The 15525-nt window shown below is 69.6% G+C and carries 19 protein-coding genes; 12 read left to right on the top strand and 7 right to left on the bottom strand.

Translation table 11 applies throughout. The annotated features are described in order from the left end of the window. Positions 1–22 precede the first annotated feature (22 nt). Positions 23–1219: a molecular chaperone DnaJ gene (gene dnaJ, locus C1N81_RS23425; protein ID WP_394432151.1), complete on the top strand. Its 1197-nt coding sequence runs from the start codon at positions 23–25 to the stop codon at positions 1217–1219. A 5-nt stretch (positions 1220–1224) separates the two neighbouring features. Continuing rightward, positions 1225–1665, top strand: a complete 441-nt coding sequence (locus C1N81_RS23420) for a heat shock protein transcriptional repressor HspR (protein ID WP_394432148.1) — start codon at positions 1225–1227, stop codon at positions 1663–1665. Between the two features lie 233 nt (positions 1666–1898). Here the strand turns inward: C1N81_RS23420 and C1N81_RS23415 are convergent, their stop codons facing one another. Further along, a complete protein-coding gene (locus tag C1N81_RS23415) occupies positions 1899–2888 on the bottom strand; it encodes a fibronectin type III domain-containing protein (RefSeq protein ID WP_394432145.1) in 990 nt (329 codons plus the stop codon). 97 nt (positions 2889–2985) lie between these two features. Between C1N81_RS23415 and C1N81_RS23410 the strand changes: the two genes are divergently transcribed. After that, entirely contained in the window at positions 2986–3504 is a 519-nt protein-coding gene (locus C1N81_RS23410) for a GNAT family N-acetyltransferase (protein ID WP_394432143.1), read from the top strand. A 5-nt stretch (positions 3505–3509) separates the two neighbouring features. Here the strand turns inward: C1N81_RS23410 and C1N81_RS23405 are convergent, their stop codons facing one another. The 3 genes from C1N81_RS23405 to C1N81_RS23395 are packed head-to-tail and all read right to left on the bottom strand — an operon-like array spanning position 3510 to position 4740. Beyond that, positions 3510–3698: a DUF397 domain-containing protein gene (locus C1N81_RS23405; protein ID WP_394432141.1), complete on the bottom strand. Its 189-nt coding sequence runs from the start codon at positions 3696–3698 to the stop codon at positions 3510–3512. Then, on the bottom strand, positions 3695–3895 hold the full coding sequence (locus C1N81_RS23400) for a DUF397 domain-containing protein (RefSeq protein WP_394432138.1): 201 nt from the start codon (positions 3893–3895) through the stop codon (positions 3695–3697). The genes C1N81_RS23405 and C1N81_RS23400 overlap by 4 nt, the downstream gene beginning before the upstream one ends. After that, positions 3892–4740 carry a helix-turn-helix domain-containing protein gene (locus C1N81_RS23395; protein WP_394438173.1) on the bottom strand — a complete coding sequence of 283 codons (849 nt, stop codon included), beginning with the start codon at positions 4738–4740 and terminating at the stop codon, positions 3892–3894. The genes C1N81_RS23400 and C1N81_RS23395 overlap by 4 nt, the downstream gene beginning before the upstream one ends. A gap of 134 nt (positions 4741–4874) precedes the next feature. Here C1N81_RS23395 and C1N81_RS23390 point away from each other — a divergent pair, with 134 nt between their 5' ends. From C1N81_RS23390 to C1N81_RS23365, 6 genes are all read left to right on the top strand, one after another. Continuing rightward, complete coding sequence (locus C1N81_RS23390) at positions 4875–5417, top strand: ATP-binding protein (protein WP_394432136.1); 543 nt, start codon at positions 4875–4877, stop codon at positions 5415–5417. Between the two features lie 154 nt (positions 5418–5571). Continuing rightward, positions 5572–6405, top strand: a complete 834-nt coding sequence (locus C1N81_RS23385; protein ID WP_394432135.1) for a helix-turn-helix domain-containing protein — start codon at positions 5572–5574, stop codon at positions 6403–6405. 57 nt (positions 6406–6462) lie between these two features. Further along, on the top strand, positions 6463–7122 hold the full coding sequence (locus C1N81_RS23380; protein WP_394432133.1) for a Uma2 family endonuclease: 660 nt from the start codon (positions 6463–6465) through the stop codon (positions 7120–7122). Positions 7123–7193: 71 nt separating this feature from the next. Continuing rightward, positions 7194–7544 carry a hypothetical protein gene (locus C1N81_RS23375; protein ID WP_394432132.1) on the top strand — a complete coding sequence of 117 codons (351 nt, stop codon included), beginning with the start codon at positions 7194–7196 and terminating at the stop codon, positions 7542–7544. A gap of 145 nt (positions 7545–7689) precedes the next feature. Then, positions 7690–8088 carry a nuclear transport factor 2 family protein gene (locus C1N81_RS23370; RefSeq protein ID WP_394432131.1) on the top strand — a complete coding sequence of 133 codons (399 nt, stop codon included), beginning with the start codon at positions 7690–7692 and terminating at the stop codon, positions 8086–8088. 182 nt (positions 8089–8270) lie between these two features. Further along, positions 8271–9389, top strand: coding sequence for a sugar ABC transporter substrate-binding protein (locus C1N81_RS23365; protein ID WP_394432129.1), 1119 nt, complete (start codon positions 8271–8273; stop codon positions 9387–9389). Positions 9390–9417: 28 nt separating this feature from the next. Here C1N81_RS23365 and C1N81_RS23360 read toward each other — a convergent pair whose 3' ends face one another. Together C1N81_RS23360 and C1N81_RS23355 are read right to left on the bottom strand one after the other, a co-directional pair. Further along, positions 9418–10392: a LuxR C-terminal-related transcriptional regulator gene (locus C1N81_RS23360; RefSeq protein WP_394438171.1), complete on the bottom strand. Its 975-nt coding sequence runs from the start codon at positions 10390–10392 to the stop codon at positions 9418–9420. A gap of 60 nt (positions 10393–10452) precedes the next feature. Beyond that, on the bottom strand, positions 10453–11436 hold the full coding sequence (locus C1N81_RS23355; protein ID WP_394432128.1) for a helix-turn-helix transcriptional regulator: 984 nt from the start codon (positions 11434–11436) through the stop codon (positions 10453–10455). Between the two features lie 131 nt (positions 11437–11567). Between C1N81_RS23355 and C1N81_RS23350 the strand changes: the two genes are divergently transcribed. Both C1N81_RS23350 and C1N81_RS23345 read left to right on the top strand, forming a co-directional pair. Further along, positions 11568–11834, top strand: a complete 267-nt coding sequence (locus C1N81_RS23350; protein ID WP_394432127.1) for a hypothetical protein — start codon at positions 11568–11570, stop codon at positions 11832–11834. Further along, positions 11831–12175, top strand: a complete 345-nt coding sequence (locus C1N81_RS23345; protein WP_394432126.1) for a hypothetical protein — start codon at positions 11831–11833, stop codon at positions 12173–12175. Before C1N81_RS23350 ends, C1N81_RS23345 begins: the two co-directional genes overlap by 4 nt. A gap of 140 nt (positions 12176–12315) precedes the next feature. Here the strand turns inward: C1N81_RS23345 and C1N81_RS23340 are convergent, their stop codons facing one another. After that, the gene (locus tag C1N81_RS23340; protein ID WP_394432124.1) at positions 12316–12744 is read right to left on the bottom strand and encodes a TIGR03618 family F420-dependent PPOX class oxidoreductase; all 429 of its coding nucleotides are present in this window, start codon (positions 12742–12744) and stop codon (positions 12316–12318) included. 174 nt (positions 12745–12918) lie between these two features. Between C1N81_RS23340 and clpB the strand changes: the two genes are divergently transcribed. Further along, complete coding sequence (gene clpB / locus C1N81_RS23335) at positions 12919–15519, top strand: ATP-dependent chaperone ClpB (protein WP_394438169.1); 2601 nt, start codon at positions 12919–12921, stop codon at positions 15517–15519. Positions 15520–15525: the final 6 nt, after the last annotated feature.

The raw sequence follows: 15525 nt of genomic DNA, 5'->3' as shown, positions 1-15525 counted from the left end.
GTGAGGAGGGACGTCGAGGCCGATGAGTACCAAGGACTTCATCGAGAAGGACTACTACAAGGTCCTCGGCGTCCCCAAGGACGCCACCGACGCCGAGATCAAGAAGGCGTACCGCAAGCTCGCCCGGGAGAACCACCCCGACGCCAACAAGGGCAACGAGAAGGCGGAGGAGCGCTTCAAGGAGATCTCCGAGGCGAACGACGTCCTCGGGGACCCCAAGAAGCGCAAGGAGTACGACGAGGCACGCACGCTGTTCGGCAACGGCGGGTTCCGTCCGGGACCCGGCGCCGGCGGTGGCGGATCGTTCAACTTCGACCTGGGCGACCTCTTCGGCGGCGGCGCCCAGGGCCAGGGCCAGGGCGGTTCCGGCGGATTCGGCGGCGGCATCGGCGACGTCTTCGGCGGCCTCTTCAACCGGGGCGGCGGCGGTGCGGGCACCCGCACCCAGCCGCGCCGGGGCCAGGACATCGAGTCCGAGGTGTCGCTGAGCTTCACCGAGGCGGTCGACGGCGCGACGGTTCCGCTGCGCATGTCGTCCCAGTCCCCCTGCAAGGCGTGCTCCGGCACCGGCGACAAGAACGGCACACCGCGCGTGTGCCCGACCTGCGTCGGCACCGGACAGGTCTCGCGGGGCGGCGGTGGCGGCTTCTCCCTCACCGACCCGTGCGTGGACTGCAAGGGCCGCGGCCTGATCGCCGAGACCCCCTGCGACGTCTGCAAGGGCTCCGGCCGGGCCAAGTCCTCCCGCACCATGCAGGTCCGTATCCCCGCCGGGGTCTCGGACGGCCAGCGCATCCGCCTCCGCGGCAAGGGCGCCCCCGGTGAACGGGGCGGCCCCGCGGGCGACTTGTACGTAGTGGTCCACGTCGACACGCACCCGGTCTTCGGCCGCAAGGGCGACAACCTCACGGTGACCGTGCCCGTCACGTTCACCGAGGCGACGCTCGGCGGCGAGGTCAAGGTGCCGACCCTCGGCGGCCCCGCCGTCACCCTGAAGCTGCCCGCGGGCACGCCGAACGGGCGGACGATGCGGGCCCGCGGCAAGGGCGCCGTCCGCAAGGACGGCACGCGCGGGGACCTCCTGGTGACGGTCGAGGTGGCCGTCCCCACGGAGCAGGACCTTTCCGACGAGGCCCGCTCGGCCCTCGAGTCGTTCCGCAAGGCGACTGAGGACACCGATGTGCGGGCAGAACTGTTCCAGGCCGCGAAGGGAGCTTGAGCGAGATGGACGGCCGGCGTCGCAGCAACCCGTACGAACTCACCGAAGAAACACCGGTGTACGTCATCTCGGTGGCGGCCCAGCTTTCCGGCCTCCACCCGCAGACGCTGCGCCAGTACGACCGTCTCGGCCTGGTCTCCCCCGGCCGCACGGCCGGGCGCGGCCGCCGCTACTCGGCCCGTGACATCGAACTGCTGCGCACCGTCCAGCAGTTGTCGCAGGACGAGGGCATCAACCTCGCCGGCATCAAGCGCATCATCGAGCTGGAGAACCAGGTCGCCGCGCTCCAGTCCCGGGTGGCGGAACTCTCCGCCGCGGTGGACGGCGCCGCGGCCGCCATGCAGCAGCGCGAGGCGGCGGTCCACGCCTCGTACCGCCGCGACCTGGTCCCGTACCAGGAGGTCCAGCAGACCAGCGCGCTGGTGGTGTGGCGGCCGAAACGGTAGCAGGAGCAGTAGCGCGCCGCTCGGAACAGGGAAAGGGGCCCGGAGTCGATCAACCGACTCCGGGCCCCTTCACGTTTGCGTCTTTCTTATGGGTCGCCCATCGCAGGCATGGGGTGGGCCCGTGGGGGCACTCGGCGGTGGGAGAGCGAGGGGCGGCCCGGCGCGCGAGCGGTTTGCGCCGGGCCGCAGTGCGTGGGCCGTCGGCCGGGTTGTTCGGTACGGAGCGGGCAGGCTCAGTAGGCGTAGACGCGGACGGGGGACGACTCCCGGCCCTCGTCGTCGACGCTCACCACGTAGAAAGCGCCGCCGCCCGAAGGGAATCCCACTATCCCGTTGCGGGGGTAGGCGGTGACGGCGAGAGACCACGCGGCCGGGTCGGGGTACTGGTGCGCGTAGACACGGTAGGACTGGCCCATGTCACCGGAGTGCGCGTCCCACGAGATGACGACCCTGTCTCCGGCCGTCCACCCCATCACCCCGACGGGCTTCGGCGCGGTGCCCGGCGCGGGCCGCGTGGCGGTCACCGGTTCGGAGACGCCGGAGCGCTGCCCCGACGCGTCGACCGCCTCGACGGTGTAGGTGACGGCCGCGTTCAGCGGGGCGTTCGGGTCGGTGTAGCCGGAGCCGTACACGATCTCCGGCCCGTCCGGGTCCTGCGCGCCCGCGGGCGCCGCCCACACCTCGTAGTGGTCCACGTGGTCCGAGGAGGCGTGCCAGCGCACGGTGTTGCCCGCCGTCGTGCCCTGCGCGGTGAGGTCCGTCGGGACGCTGGGCGGAGAGACGTCCGGCGTCTCCAGCCACCATTCGAAGCTGTTCTCCGACTCGTTCCCCGCCTGGTCGACCGCCCGCACCGTGTAGCTGTACAGGTCGCCGGTGGGCGGCAGGTGATCGGTCGTGGACGTCGCCGTCAGGGGCGTGGCGCCGCTGACGAGGGTCCAGTCCATGTCGCCCTCGAGCAGACGCCGGTAGAGCCGGTAGCCGACGAGGTCCGGTTCGGTGTTCGCATCCCAGCCGGCCGTCGCGGTCTCGCTGCCCGGGTCGTACGACATCTGGAGGCCGCTCGGCGCGGCGGGCGCGGGGTCGTCGTCCTGCGCTGCGGACTGCGCCCCGCCGCCGCTCTGGAGGTACGGGGACGCGGACGCCGCCGTGGTGGCGGGGCCGAGGAGGAGGGCAGCGCCGAGGGCGACCACGGCGGCGGTACCGGCGGATCTTCGTAAGGTCATGCCCTGTAGGACGAGTGGGGTGCCGCCGCGGTTGTATCGACCGGGTCGTGGTCCGGCCGGTGACGCGACCCGCCCGGTCATGGCGCAGGATGGGCCCATGACCGAGATCCGCACCCCCCGTCTCCTTCTGCGCCGCTGGTCGCCCGATGACGACCTGGCGCCCCTCTCCGAGATCCAGTCGGACCCCGCCGTCATGAGCCACATCGGCGACGGCGCGCCACGCTCCCTCGACGAGACCGCCGACGACATCGAGCGCTGGGAGGACGAGTGGGACGACGAGGGCTTCGGCGTCTTCGCCGTCGAACTCCTCGGCTCCGGCGAGCTGGCCGGCGCGGTCGGCCTGTACGTGCCCGTCGCCCCGCCGCAGATCGCGGGCCACATCGGCATCCAGTGGCGGCTCGGCCGTCAGTTCTGGGGACAGGGGTATGCCTCGGAGGCGGCGCAGGCGAGCTTGGAGTTCGCCCTCCAGGACAGGGGCATTGACCGCGTGGTCGCGGCCGTGGGGGAGGGTGACACGTCCTCGGAGAAGGTCCTGTCGAAGCTGGGCCTGTCCCAGACCGGCGAGGCGGATGGCTTCCGCCTGTACGCGATCGACCTGACGGAGTTCGAGGGCTGACCCCCTCAGCGGGTGGCTTCGCCGATGAACGCGGCCCAGGCCCTGGGGGTGACGGTGAGGTGGGCGCGGCCCGGATTCTTGGAGTCCCGGATGTGGGTGGCGCCGGGGGTGTGGGCGACCTCGACGCAGTCGGGCTCGCTGCCGCCGCTGCTGTAGCTGCTCTTGCGCCAGCCGCGCGGTTCCGTCGTGGTCACAGCTGTTCCAGGAAGCGGGCCCAGGCTGATGTTCCTACGGTGAGGTGGGGCCCCGGTGCGTTCTTGGAGTCCCGGACGTGGGTGGCGCCTGGGGCGTGTGCGACCTCCACGCAGTCGGGGTCGCTGCCGCCGCTGCTGTAGCTGCTTTTGAACCAGGACAGCTCACACACGCCCCCGGCGAGGGTCTTGCGGTTCATAGTTCTCCCAGCAACTGCTCGATGAAGGCCCGTGACTCTCCTGGTGGGAGAGCCTGGGCCCGGATGATGCCACACCGCAGTTCGATGATGCGTAGTTGTTTCGGGTCGGAGACCGGACGACCGCCGAAGAGCCGTACTCCGCGCCCGAGCGCTGACCCGTCCTTGAACTTCAGCACCTCCATCTCCCCGTCCATACCAGCATGGTCCGTGCTGTTCGTGGGCATCACCTGGATCTCCACGTGCGGCAACTCGCCCAGCTGCAGCATGCGTTCGAGTTGCCCCCGTAGCACCATCTTCCCTCCGATCGGCCGTCGTAGCGTCACCTCTTCCTGAATGAAGCTGAGGTTCGGCGCCGGGTCGCGCTCGAAGATGTTCTGGCGTGCCATTCGTGCCGCCACTCCGCGCTCGACGCGTTCCTGGGGGAGAATCGGGCGCCACAGGGAGATGAGTGCTTGCGCGTACTCCCTTGTTTGCAGCAGCCCGTGCGGATAGTGGTCCGAGTACGCCGTCAGCTCGACGGACTTGGCCTCAACATCGGCGATGTCCCGCACCTTCTTCGGGTACCGAAGCTTCGCCGCGTCCTCTGCCATCCCTCTGATGTGACCGCCCGCTTCAAGGACGTCGTCCGCCTTGTCGAGGTACTCGGCGCGGGGAATCCGGGTCCCGGCCTCGACCTTGTAGACGATGCCCTCCCCGTACCCCATCGCCGCTCCGAGTTCGGACGCCTTGAGGTCGGCGGCTTCCCGCCACGCCCGCAACTGCCGCCCGATCAGCGCCATGACGGCCGCGCCCTCCTCATCCCCCGGCTCGACCTCCCAGCCGTCACCCTCCGTCGCATCACTCATCCGCGAACCTCCCACCCGGTCGTCAACGCCCGGCCGCGTACTCCATGTACAGCCCTGGACAAACGCTGGACAGTAGCTATACGTGACCGGCATGTCACAGGTGAGCGTACGGGCGCGCGGCCACGCTGAGTGACGTGAACCCAGAAATCACCGAACTTCCCCGCACCCGGCGCCACTTCCACATCCAGCTGTCCCCCACGCCACGCGGAGCCCGCCTCGCACGCCTCCTCGCCGTGGAACAACTCCGCACCTGGGAACTCCCCCTGGACCTGGACACCGCCGCCCTCGTCATCGCGGAACTAGCAACAAACGCGGCGACCCACGGCCGACTCCCCGGCCGCGACTTCCGCCTCACCGTCTACGTGGCCGAACGCACCCTGCGTATCGAGGTAGCCGACGCCCGGGGAGACCGGACGCCGGAGCCGCAGCACGCCGCGCTCACCGCTGAAACCGGCCGGGGCCTGACGCTCGTAGCCGCGCTGGCGAACCGCTGGGGCGTCACCGGAACCCCCGCCGAAGCGCCCCGCAAAACCGTCTGGGCCGAGCTCGACCTCGTAGCACCGGCGCCCGGAAACCCGTACGCCAGTGACGGGGGCGACAACCCCAAAGGAACGACTGAGGGGGAAAGGACCCAGGCCAAGCCCCACCCCTCCCTCCGTCGCGACACGGACGGGTGAAGGTCGCCAACTCGGCTTGCGGGCGCGCCCTTTGCGCCCCCTACGCTCACGCACAGCGAGCAATCGCAGACAACCCAAGACATGTGACGGCCCCCGCCGGGACTGGCATCCCATTTGCGAGGGCCTCACCACACAGGAAGCTCAACCCTTCCCTATGGATACGCAGCAGACTAACGCGCGGTCGAACACCCCGGCCCGGACTTCACCCGAAGACCCCCGGCAGGGCTACGGCATCGTTCATGAGAACACCCGTCACCACACCCGTTTCACGGTGATCGGCAACCACCTCGCCCAGCACCACAGCCTCTCCGGCCTGGCGATCGGGCTCGCCGTCTACATCCAGTCCCTCCCGGCAGGGTCCCGCGCCGACGTCAGGACGCTCGCCGCCCGCTTCCCCGAGGGCACGACCCGGATCGCAGCCGCACTGCGTGAGCTGGAAAAACACGGTTACCTGCGGCGCGAACGCCGCCGCGCCCCCGACGGCCGGGTCCGCACCCGCACGGTCTCCTGCAACCAGCCGGGCAGCACGCCAAGCGCCGCGGAACCGCGACCACCGAAGCCAAAACCGAAGAAGCCCCGGCCCCTCGCCGTCCCGCACCCCGAGCTGGCCCTCGTACCCGGCATCCTCCAGACCGCCACCGACCTCCTCGCCGACCTGCACCGGACGGACCCCCGCCTCGCCCTCTCCACCGTCGACACGGACCGCCTCGCCCCCGGCGTCGTCGCCTGGCTGGAACGCGACCTGGAGCCCGGCGCCGTACGCCACGCCCTGACCCGGGCGCTGCCGGAAGACCGCCCGATCCGCAGCCCGGCAGCGCTCCTGGCCCACCGCCTGACGGCGCACCTCCCACCCAGGCCCCCCGCGTACCACCGGATCACGATTCCACCGCCGACCCGCCACCCGCTCCGCAACTGCGACACCTGCGACCACGCCTACCGAGGCCCGGATCCACACCACTGCCCCGGCTGTCGCCCCACGCCACGCTGACCGCACTGCTTGTGCCGCCCGTGAGCCCAGCCCACACTGGAAAGGAGACACGCCACGATGACCGCTCTTGCACACGAGAGGCCGGAGACCATGCCGGACACCGGGATCGAGTACCCGGCGCACGACACCCAGATGTCGGAGCTGGACAAGACCCTGTGGCAGGCATGGAAGGCCATGGAACTCCCCGAGGGCTATCACGCCGAAATCATCGAGGGAGCAATCGACGTGTCGCCCACAGGAGGTGTGTCCCACGCCCAGGTCGCCAACCGAGTGCGCAGGGCACTGGACAGGCACCTGGCCGACGGCGATCACGCCGCGCACCAGGACATCAATGTGATCCACCGGCTCAAGACATGGATTCCCGACGTTGTGGTCGGGCCGGAGGACCTGGAGTCGTACGCGGACGAATACGGCCTCGGTGTCGATGCCAAAGCTGTCGCACTGGTCGTGGAAGTCGTCTCACCGGGCAAGCACAATCAGGACCGGGACCGGCTCCGCAAACGTCGTGAGTACGCGCGGGCGGGCATCGCGGTGTATGTCCTCGTCGACGACTATGACGATGGTGGCACCGTCACCGTTCTGACCGCGCCTCGCCCCGGGACGGCGGACTGGGCCGTGGTCCACCGCGCTCCGTACGGCACCGACGTCGTCATCCCCGAGGGCCCCGCCAAGGGCTTCACCGTCGGCGAGTCCATCACCGGCCCCCGCCGCACCTGACCTGTGCCTCCCCAGGACCGGAGGCCGGACCCACCGGAGAGGATACGTCGCGCCCGCCTGCCGTTGCTCGCGTGGGCCGGGCTGTTCGTACTCGGGCAGGGATTGGCCATCCCACGTACGACCGCACCGACCACGGCCATGACTCGGACGGCGACCCGACCTGCACCGAGGTCTACGTCTTCACCGACCGCGGCGGGCGGCGTCGCGAGTACCGGGGCGAAGGCAGGCGGATCGCCGAGGACCCGAAGCGGATCCAGGTGGCGTACGACCCCGAGAACGAGGAGCGGGTGGGCGGTCGGTACGGTCCCGTCGCCCGGGTGCTCATGCTCCTCGTCCACGTCCTCGTCGGCCTGCCCGTGGCGCTGCTCACGGCGGCCTACCCCGCCGCTGCACTGGCTGTGCTGCTCTCCGCCGCCTTCTGAACCCTCCCTCACGCCCTTACCTCCGACGTAATCGACCACGGTCGCGCCGCCCGGCAACCTGAAGTCACCGGAACCCGGGCGGCGCACTCCGTCCGGGCTCCGGGTCGACGTAGTGAGGGACACGGACTTCAGGAGGCCGCACGCCATGAGCGCCAACGAGCAGAACAGCAGCAGCAACGCCTACGAGACCGCCGTCGACCGTTACTTCGCGGCCTGGAACGCCACGGACGGGGACGCGCTGCGCAAGGCCGTCGCCGACGCCTGGGGCGAGGGCGGAACGTACACCGACCCGCTGGCCGACGTCGCCGGGCACGACGGGATCGCCGCCGTGATCGGTGCCGCGCACGAGCAGTTCCCCGGGTTCTTCTTCCGGCCGCTCGGGGCGGTCGACGGGCATCACGGGGTCGCCCGGTTCGGGTGGGAGCTGGTGTCGGAGGCGGACGGGTCGGCGCCCGTCGCCGGGTTCGACGTCATCACCCTCGACGAGGACGGGCGGATCCGGAACGTGCACGGATTCCTCGACCGCGTACCGGTCGAAAGCTGACGACAAGGGTGTTACCGCCGGGTACACATGTCCGGTATTCGATGTATCTGGCTTCATGTGGGGAAGTAACGGATGCGGTTTCGTTGCGGTGTTGCTTCACCTCTTGACGCGATGTGGGCGGCCGAGTTGGCTTCGAGCCACCTCGGCCGCACCGGTGCGGCCACGTCAGGGAGGTATCCGTAATGAACACGCGTATGCGATGCGCCGGCCTCGCCGGTGTCGCATCCGTCCTGGTGGTCTCGCTGTCGGCCTGCGGTGGTGTGCTGCCCGGCGGGGGCAGCGACAGCAGCGAGCCCGTGCGCAAGGGCAACGATGTGAAGATCGGCCTGCTCCTTCCGGAGAAGGAGACCGCGCGCTACGAGAAGTTCGACTACCCGAACATCAAGCGGCAGATCGCCAAACTCACCAACGGTGAGGGGGAACTGGTCTACGCCAATGCGGGGCAGGATGCCGACCTGCAGAACCGCCAGGTGGACCAGATGATCGCCAAGAAGGTCGACACGCTGATCGTCGACGCCGTCGACGCGAAGACGATCACCGCCGCCGTCCAGCGGGCCAAGGACGCGGGGATCCACGTCATCGCCTACGACCGGCTCGCCCAGGGGCCGGTCGACGCGTACGTCGGCTTCGACAACGGGCTCGTCGGCCAGACCCAGGGCAAGGAACTCATTCAGGCGCTCGGCTCGAAGGCCACCAAGAACAGCAAAATCGTCATGATCAACGGGTCGCCGACCGACCCCAACGCCCTCGACTTCAAGGAAGCCGCGCGCGCGGAACTGTCGGCCGTGACCATAGCCAAGTCCTACGACACGGTGGCCTGGAAGCCGCAGAACGCCAAGGCCAACATGGAGCAGGCCATCGCCTCCATCGGCGCCGCCAACATCGCCGGGGTCTACTCGGCCAACGACGGCATGGCGGGCGGCATCGTCGCCGCGCTCAAGGAGGCCGGCCTCACCAAGATGCCGCCGATCACCGGGCAGGACGCCGAACTCGCGGCCGTACAACGCATTCTGACGGGCGATCAGTACATGAGCGTCTACAAGCCGTACCCGGAGGAGGCGGCGACGGCCGCGGAGATGGCCGTACGCATCGCGCAGGGCCGCACCATCGAGTTCGAGGCCCTCGCCATGGGCCGCACGGACAGTCCTACGACGAAGCAGATCCGTACGGCGAGCGTGAGCGTGGTCGCGCTGGAACGGGACAACATCAAGCAGACCGTGGTCAAGGACGGCATCCTCAAGATCAAGGACATCTGCACGGAAAAGTACGCGGCGGCTTGCGCGGAGGCGGGTCTCAAGTAGGGCGGAGCCTGCGGCCCGGTTTCCGGGCTCACTTCTCGGCGGTGTGCAGGCCCGACTGGCCGATCAGGAAGCCGAGTTGGGCCCTGCTCGTGCTGCCCAGCGTGGCGGCCAGCTTGGCGATGTGCACGCGGACCGTGCGGATGTTCATGCCGAGGCGGTCCGCGATGACGGCGTCGGTGTGTCCCTCCACGAGCAGCTTGGCGATGGTGCGCTGGCGCGGCGATGCCCCGTTCGCCGGCGGCTCCTTGTCGACGGACTGCGGGAACATCGGCGTGGCCAGCCGCCACAGCCGCTCGAAGGTGGTCGCCAGGTAGGCGATGAGCGCCGGGTGGCGGATCTCCAGGGCGACCGTGCGGTCCGGGTTGGCCGGGATGAACGCGACGGTACGGTCCAGCATGATGAGGCGTTCGGTGACCTCGTCGAGGGTGCGCACCTGGACGTCGCCGGTCAGCTGCTCGTAATGCGCGACGACCGACGGGTAGTGGCGTGAAGGGTGCTGGTAGAGCGTCCGCATGCGGCAGCCGCGCGAGAGCAGCTCCTGCTCGCGGGGGAGCGCGGAGGCGAGGAGCTCCGGGGGTCTCTGCCCGCCGGGCTGCACGGTCAGCAACTCCTCGGAGGAGGCCAGCATCGCCTCACCGATGGCGTCGTTGATCCGCTGGAAGCCGAGCAGAACCTCGATCATCGGTGTGCTGGGTACGGCGGCCCGCTGCGCGGCCAGGTCGATGAGCGGGGCGAACGCCTCGGCGAGACGCGCCTCCTTGCGGCGCTGCCTGGCGACGGACTCCTCGATGGTGCGCAGCAGCTCGGGCAGGACGACCGCCGGCGGGACCGGGCGCAGCCACTGGGAAGCCTCGGGGTCGGGGGACAGCAGGCCGAACGCTTCGAGACAGGGGACGGGCTCGGTCTCGGCGCGGTGGACACGGCCCTCGCGCAGCGTCTTGGCGTACAGCTCCGAGCCGGCCTCGCAGAGTTCTTCCGGTCCGTGCTGATGGGCGTCTGGGATCACGTGTGACTCTCTTCGTCCGGCCGTGGGGTCCTTCTCCGGGCGTCTTGGCTGTCCGTGTCAGCCGTCCCTCTCGAGGATCCCTGACCTGGCTATCAAATAACCGAGTTGCGCGCGACTGCCGCTGCCGAGGGCGGCCGCCAGCTTGGCGATATGCGCACGGCAGGTACGTACGTTCATGCCGAGCCGTCGGGCGATGGCCTCGTCGACATGTCCGTCGATGAGGAGTTTCGCGATGGAGCGCTGCACACCCGTGATGCCGTCGGTGGGCGGGGCGTAGGGCGTCTCGTCGAGCAGCGGGACGGCGCGCTGCCAGAGCTGCTCGAAGACCTTGGCCAGGTATTCGACGAGGCCGCCGTGGCGCAGTTCGAGAGCGGCCTGGCGGTCTTCGCGAGCGGGAATGAACGCCACCGAGCGGTCGACGATGATCAGCCGCTCGATGAGCTCCTCGAGGGTACGAATCTGCACGTTGCCCTGGGCGAGTGCCTCCGCGTAGGCGAGGGTGCCGTGGCTGTGCCGCGCCGTGTGCTGATAGAGCGTGCGCATGGTGATGCCGCGGTCGGTTATCTCCTTGCCCATCTGCAGTGCTTTGGTCAGGGTGTGCTCATCGCGGCCGCCGCCGGGCTGCACCGTGAGCATCTCCGTCGTGCACTCGGCGAGCGCCATCTCGATGGCCTCGTTGATCCGGTCCTTGCCCTCCAGGACCGTGATGGCGGAGGTACTGGTGAGACCCTGGGCACTGATGGCGAGAAATGGCTCGAAGGCATCGGTCAGCTCGACCGCGAGCGTCCTCTTCTCCTGGATCTCGCGTTCCAGGGGGTGAAGCCGTTGTGAGAGTGCTGTGGTGGGAGGAACCGGGCGTAGCCAAGTCGGGTCCCCTGGGTCAGGGTGCAGGAGGGCGAACTCCAGCAGGCAGGGTGCCGCGGTGACTTCGGTGCGCGCGATGCGCCCCGAGCGCAGTGCGGCCGCATACAACTGCTTGCCCGCGTCGCACATCTCGGTCATGGCGTGTGGATGTGCCCGGTTTGAGCTTTTCGTTGGCATAGCTCCACCCCCCAGGGTCCTGAACGTGCAGGAACATGATGCATCGACCCTGTGGTGTTTGCGTGGCCGAATGAGCCATCGTCATGGAGAGCCGGGGGAGAGAAGCCATGGAAGTGAGGACAAAACCCACTATGCGTAAGGGAATACTTGGCGTTGCTCTTGCCGGCGCCTTCTCCGCCGGGTTGGTCTTCGGTGCGGTCGGCCCGGCGGACGCGATCTGGAACTCCACGCCCACCGTCCAGGCGGCGCCCGGCGACGCGATCTGGAACGTCGCGCCGGCCGGAGCGAAGACCACGCAGGCTTCGCCCGCTGTCGTGCCGGACCCGGTCTGGAACCTGGCCCCGGGCACGACCGCTCAGGACCCGGTCTGGAACGCCGCTCCCACGGACGCAGCATGATCACCCCACCGGACGACAGATCCCTCCGCCGCGAAATGGCGATCGCGTACCGCTCCGGCTGGCACACGATCGACCTCGTGACGGCGATCCCGAATCCGGGTGACTCGCTCATGGTCACCCTGTTCGGGGAGCCGATCATCGTGGTGCGGGACGACGACGACGATCTCCGGGCCTACCGGTGTCTGCGGCGCCCGCGCGGCGCCCCGCAGCCGGTGCGGACGGTCGTCCGGTACGGGATGATCTTCGTCAATCTCGATCAGCGTGACCACCAGCTGGTCGGGGACCCGGGGTCCGAGATCCCGCACACCAGTACTACCTCTGCCACCCCCCGCAGTGCCTGACGCGATTCCCCCGTCGTAGTAGATCGCGCAGGTGCTTCCCCCCGCAGCGGCGCCACCGTGGACCTGAACACGGTGGCGCCGCTGCAGTTTTGTGTACGGGCTCATTTTTCGGCTACTCGCCCAGCGGAACACGCCGCGCGCTACGCGTCGTCGAAGACCGCGTTGCCCGTGCCCCGGTCCACCGCGATCTCGATGACGACCCGCGTCGGATTGGGGCGCGGCGGATGGTTGTACCGCTCCGCGTAACGCGCCTCGGCGTCCGCGACCGACGCCGGGTCCGTGCGGACGGTCGCCGCGCCTTCGAGGGTGGTCCAGCGCCGGCCGTCGACCTGGCAGACCGCGACGCGCGCCTGAGCCGAGGAGGGTGCCGCCATGATGTGCGCGACCTTCCAGCTCGCCCTGTCCGTGATGACGCGGGCCACCCGCGCCCCGGCGTCGTACGTCACGCCCACCGGGACGACGTGCGGGGTGCCGTCGGCGCGCAGCGTCGTCAGCGTGCACAGGTGCCGCTCCCGCCAGAAGTCGAGGAAGGCGTTGCCGGGTTCGTCGAGGTCGATCTGCTTGGCCATGGTCGGGAATCTATCCCCGCGGGCGGCGTCCCCCGCACGCGGAACGTCGAGCGGAACGTCGAGCGGAACGTCGAGCGGAACCTTGAGCGGAACCTTGAGCGGAATAGACTCAACTTTGTGTACGCTGAATAGGTCAGAGTTGCCCGTGACGTGGAGGAGAAGGAGAACAGTTACGTGGACGCCGAGCTGACGAACCGGAGCCGCGACGCGATCAACGCGGCCACGAGCCGGGCCGTGTCCGGGGGGCACCCGGATCTGACCCCGGCGCATCTGCTGCTCGCCCTGCTCGAAGGGCAGGAGAACGAGAACATCACCGACCTGCTGGCCGCCGTCGGCGCCGACCAGGCGCAGGTGCGGGCCGGCGCCGAGCGCGTCGTCGGGTCCCTGCCCAGCGTCACCGGGTCGACCGTCGCGCCGCCCCAGCCCAACCGGGACCTGCTCGCCGTCGTCGCCGACGCCGCGGAGCGGGCCAAGGAGCTGGGCGACGAGTTCCTCTCCACCGAGCACCTCCTCATCGGCATCGCCGCCAAGGGCGGGGCCGCGGGCGACGTACTCGCACAGAACGGGGCCGGTGCGAAGAAGCTGGCCGAGGCATTCACCAAGAGCAGGGGAGGGCGCCGGGTGACCACACCCGACCCCGAGGGCTCGTACAAGGCCCTGGAGAAGTTCGGTACCGATTTCACCGCCGCCGCGCGCGAGGGACGGCTCGACCCCGTCATCGGGCGTGACCAGGAGATTCGTCGCGTCGTGCAGGTTCTCTCGCGGCGCACGAAGAACAACCCCGTGCTCATCGGCGAGCCCGGCGTCGGCAAGACCGCCGTCGTCGAGGGGCTCGCCCAGCGCATCGTGAAGGGGGACGTGCCCGAGTCGCTCAAGGACAAGCGGCTCGTCTCGCTCGACCTCGGCGCGATGGTCGCGGGTGCGAAGTACCGGGGTGAGTTCGAGGAGCGCCTGAAGACCGTCCTCTCCGAGATCAAGGAGAGCGACGGGCAGATCATCACGTTCATCGACGAGCTGCACACCGTCGTCGGCGCGGGCGCGGGCGGCGACTCCGCCATGGACGCGGGCAACATGCTGAAGCCCATGCTCGCCCGAGGCGAGCTGCGCATGGTCGGCGCCACGACCCTCGACGAATACCGCGAGCGCATCGAGAAGGACCCGGCCCTGGAGCGCCGCTTCCAGCAGGTCCTGGTCGCCGAGCCCAGCGTCGAGGACTCCATCGCGATCCTGCGCGGCCTGAAGGGGCGCTACGAGGCGCACCACAAGGTGCAGATCGCGGACAGCGCGCTCGTCGCCGCCGCCACCCTCTCCGACCGGTACATCACCTCCCGTTTCCTCCCCGACAAGGCCATCGACCTCGTCGACGAGTCCGCGTCCCGGCTCCGTATGGAGATCGACTCCTCGCCGGTCGAGATCGACGAGCTCCAGCGCGCCGTCGACCGCCTCAAGATGGAAGAACTGGCCATCGGCAAGGAGACCGACCCCGCCAGCAGGCAGCGCCTGGAGAAGCTGCGGCGCGACCTCGCCGACAAGGAGGAGGAGCTGCGCGGCCTCACCGCCCGCTGGGAGAAGGAGAAGCAGTCCCTCAACCGCGTCGGTGAGCTGAAGGAGAAGCTCGACGAACTGCGCGGCCAGGCCGAGCGTGCCCAGCGCGACGGTGACTTCGACACGGCCAGCAAGCTGCTGTACGGCGAGATCCCGTCCCTGGAGCGCGACCTGGAGGCCGCCTCCGAGGCGGAGGAAGAGGTCGCCAAGGACACGATGGTCAAGGAGGAGGTCGGTCCCGACGACATCGCGGACGTGGTCGCCTCCTGGACCGGCATCCCGGCGGGCCGCCTGCTCGAAGGCGAGACCCAGAAGCTGCTCCGCATGGAGGAGGAACTCGGCAAGCGCCTCATCGGGCAGACGGAGGCCGTGCAGGCCGTGTCGGACGCGGTCCGCCGCACCCGCGCCGGGATCGCCGACCCCGACCGCCCGACCGGGTCGTTCCTCTTCCTCGGCCCGACCGGCGTGGGCAAGACGGAGCTGGCGAAGGCCCTGGCGGACTTCCTCTTCGACGACGAGCGGGCCATGATCCGCATCGACATGAGCGAGTACGGCGAGAAGCACAGCGTCGCCCGCCTCGTCGGCGCGCCCCCCGGCTACGTCGGCTACGAGGAGGGCGGCCAGCTCACGGAGGTGGTACGCCGTCGCCCGTACTCGGTGGTCCTCCTCGACGAGGTCGAGAAGGCGCACCCCGAGGTCTTCGACATCCTGCTCCAGGTGCTCGACGACGGCCGCCTCACCGACGGCCAGGGCCGCACGGTCGACTTCCGCAACACGATCCTCGTCCTGACGTCGAACCTGGGCAGCCAGTACCTGGTGGACCCGCTGACGACGGCCGAGGAGAAGAAGCAGCAGGTCCTGGAGGTGGTCCGGGCCTCCTTCAAGCCGGAGTTCCTGAACCGCCTGGACGACCTGGTCGTCTTCTCGGCGCTCGACAAGGACGAGCTGCGCCGCATCGCCAAGCTGCAGCTCGACCGCCTCGCCAAGCGCCTCGCCGACCGCCGCCTCGCCCTCGACGTCACCGACGCCGCCCTCACCTGGCTCGCCGACGAGGGCAACGACCCGGCCTACGGCGCGCGCCCCCTGCGCCGCCTCGTCCAGTCCGCGATCGGCGACCGCCTCGCCAAGGAAATCCTCTCGGGCGAGGTCAAGGACGGCGACACGGTCAGGGTGGACACGTTCGAAGACGGCCTGATCGTGGGCCCGGCGACCCCGGAGAAGACCCTGTAAGCCACA

The sequence above is a fragment of the Streptomyces sp. SGAir0957 genome, from assembly GCF_043523415.1.
Note: the sequence above shows the minus strand (reverse complement) of the source record. Positions and strands in the feature narration are given on the sequence as shown.

What these genes read in the sequence shown, in the direction of transcription:
- C1N81_RS23370 (WP_394432131.1), top strand. Translation starts at nt 7,690, where the DNA reads ATGAGCGCCAACGAGCAGAACAGCAGCAGCAACGCCTACGAGACCGCC.
- C1N81_RS23400 (WP_394432138.1), bottom strand. Translation starts at nt 3,895, where the DNA reads ATGAACCGCAAGACCCTCGCCGGGGGCGTGTGTGAGCTGTCCTGGTTC.
- C1N81_RS23410 (WP_394432143.1), top strand. Translation starts at nt 2,986, where the DNA reads ATGACCGAGATCCGCACCCCCCGTCTCCTTCTGCGCCGCTGGTCGCCC.
- dnaJ (WP_394432151.1), top strand. Translation starts at nt 23, where the DNA reads ATGAGTACCAAGGACTTCATCGAGAAGGACTACTACAAGGTCCTCGGC.
- C1N81_RS23380 (WP_394432133.1), top strand. Translation starts at nt 6,463, where the DNA reads ATGACCGCTCTTGCACACGAGAGGCCGGAGACCATGCCGGACACCGGG.
- C1N81_RS23345 (WP_394432126.1), top strand. Translation starts at nt 11,831, where the DNA reads ATGATCACCCCACCGGACGACAGATCCCTCCGCCGCGAAATGGCGATC.
- C1N81_RS23340 (WP_394432124.1), bottom strand. Translation starts at nt 12,744, where the DNA reads ATGGCCAAGCAGATCGACCTCGACGAACCCGGCAACGCCTTCCTCGAC.
- C1N81_RS23350 (WP_394432127.1), top strand. Translation starts at nt 11,568, where the DNA reads ATGCGTAAGGGAATACTTGGCGTTGCTCTTGCCGGCGCCTTCTCCGCC.
- C1N81_RS23385 (WP_394432135.1), top strand. Translation starts at nt 5,572, where the DNA reads ATGGATACGCAGCAGACTAACGCGCGGTCGAACACCCCGGCCCGGACT.
- C1N81_RS23420 (WP_394432148.1), top strand. Translation starts at nt 1,225, where the DNA reads ATGGACGGCCGGCGTCGCAGCAACCCGTACGAACTCACCGAAGAAACA.
- C1N81_RS23415 (WP_394432145.1), bottom strand. Translation starts at nt 2,888, where the DNA reads ATGACCTTACGAAGATCCGCCGGTACCGCCGCCGTGGTCGCCCTCGGC.
- C1N81_RS23365 (WP_394432129.1), top strand. Translation starts at nt 8,271, where the DNA reads ATGAACACGCGTATGCGATGCGCCGGCCTCGCCGGTGTCGCATCCGTC.
- C1N81_RS23355 (WP_394432128.1), bottom strand. Translation starts at nt 11,436, where the DNA reads ATGCCAACGAAAAGCTCAAACCGGGCACATCCACACGCCATGACCGAG.
- C1N81_RS23395 (WP_394438173.1), bottom strand. Translation starts at nt 4,740, where the DNA reads ATGAGTGATGCGACGGAGGGTGACGGCTGGGAGGTCGAGCCGGGGGAT.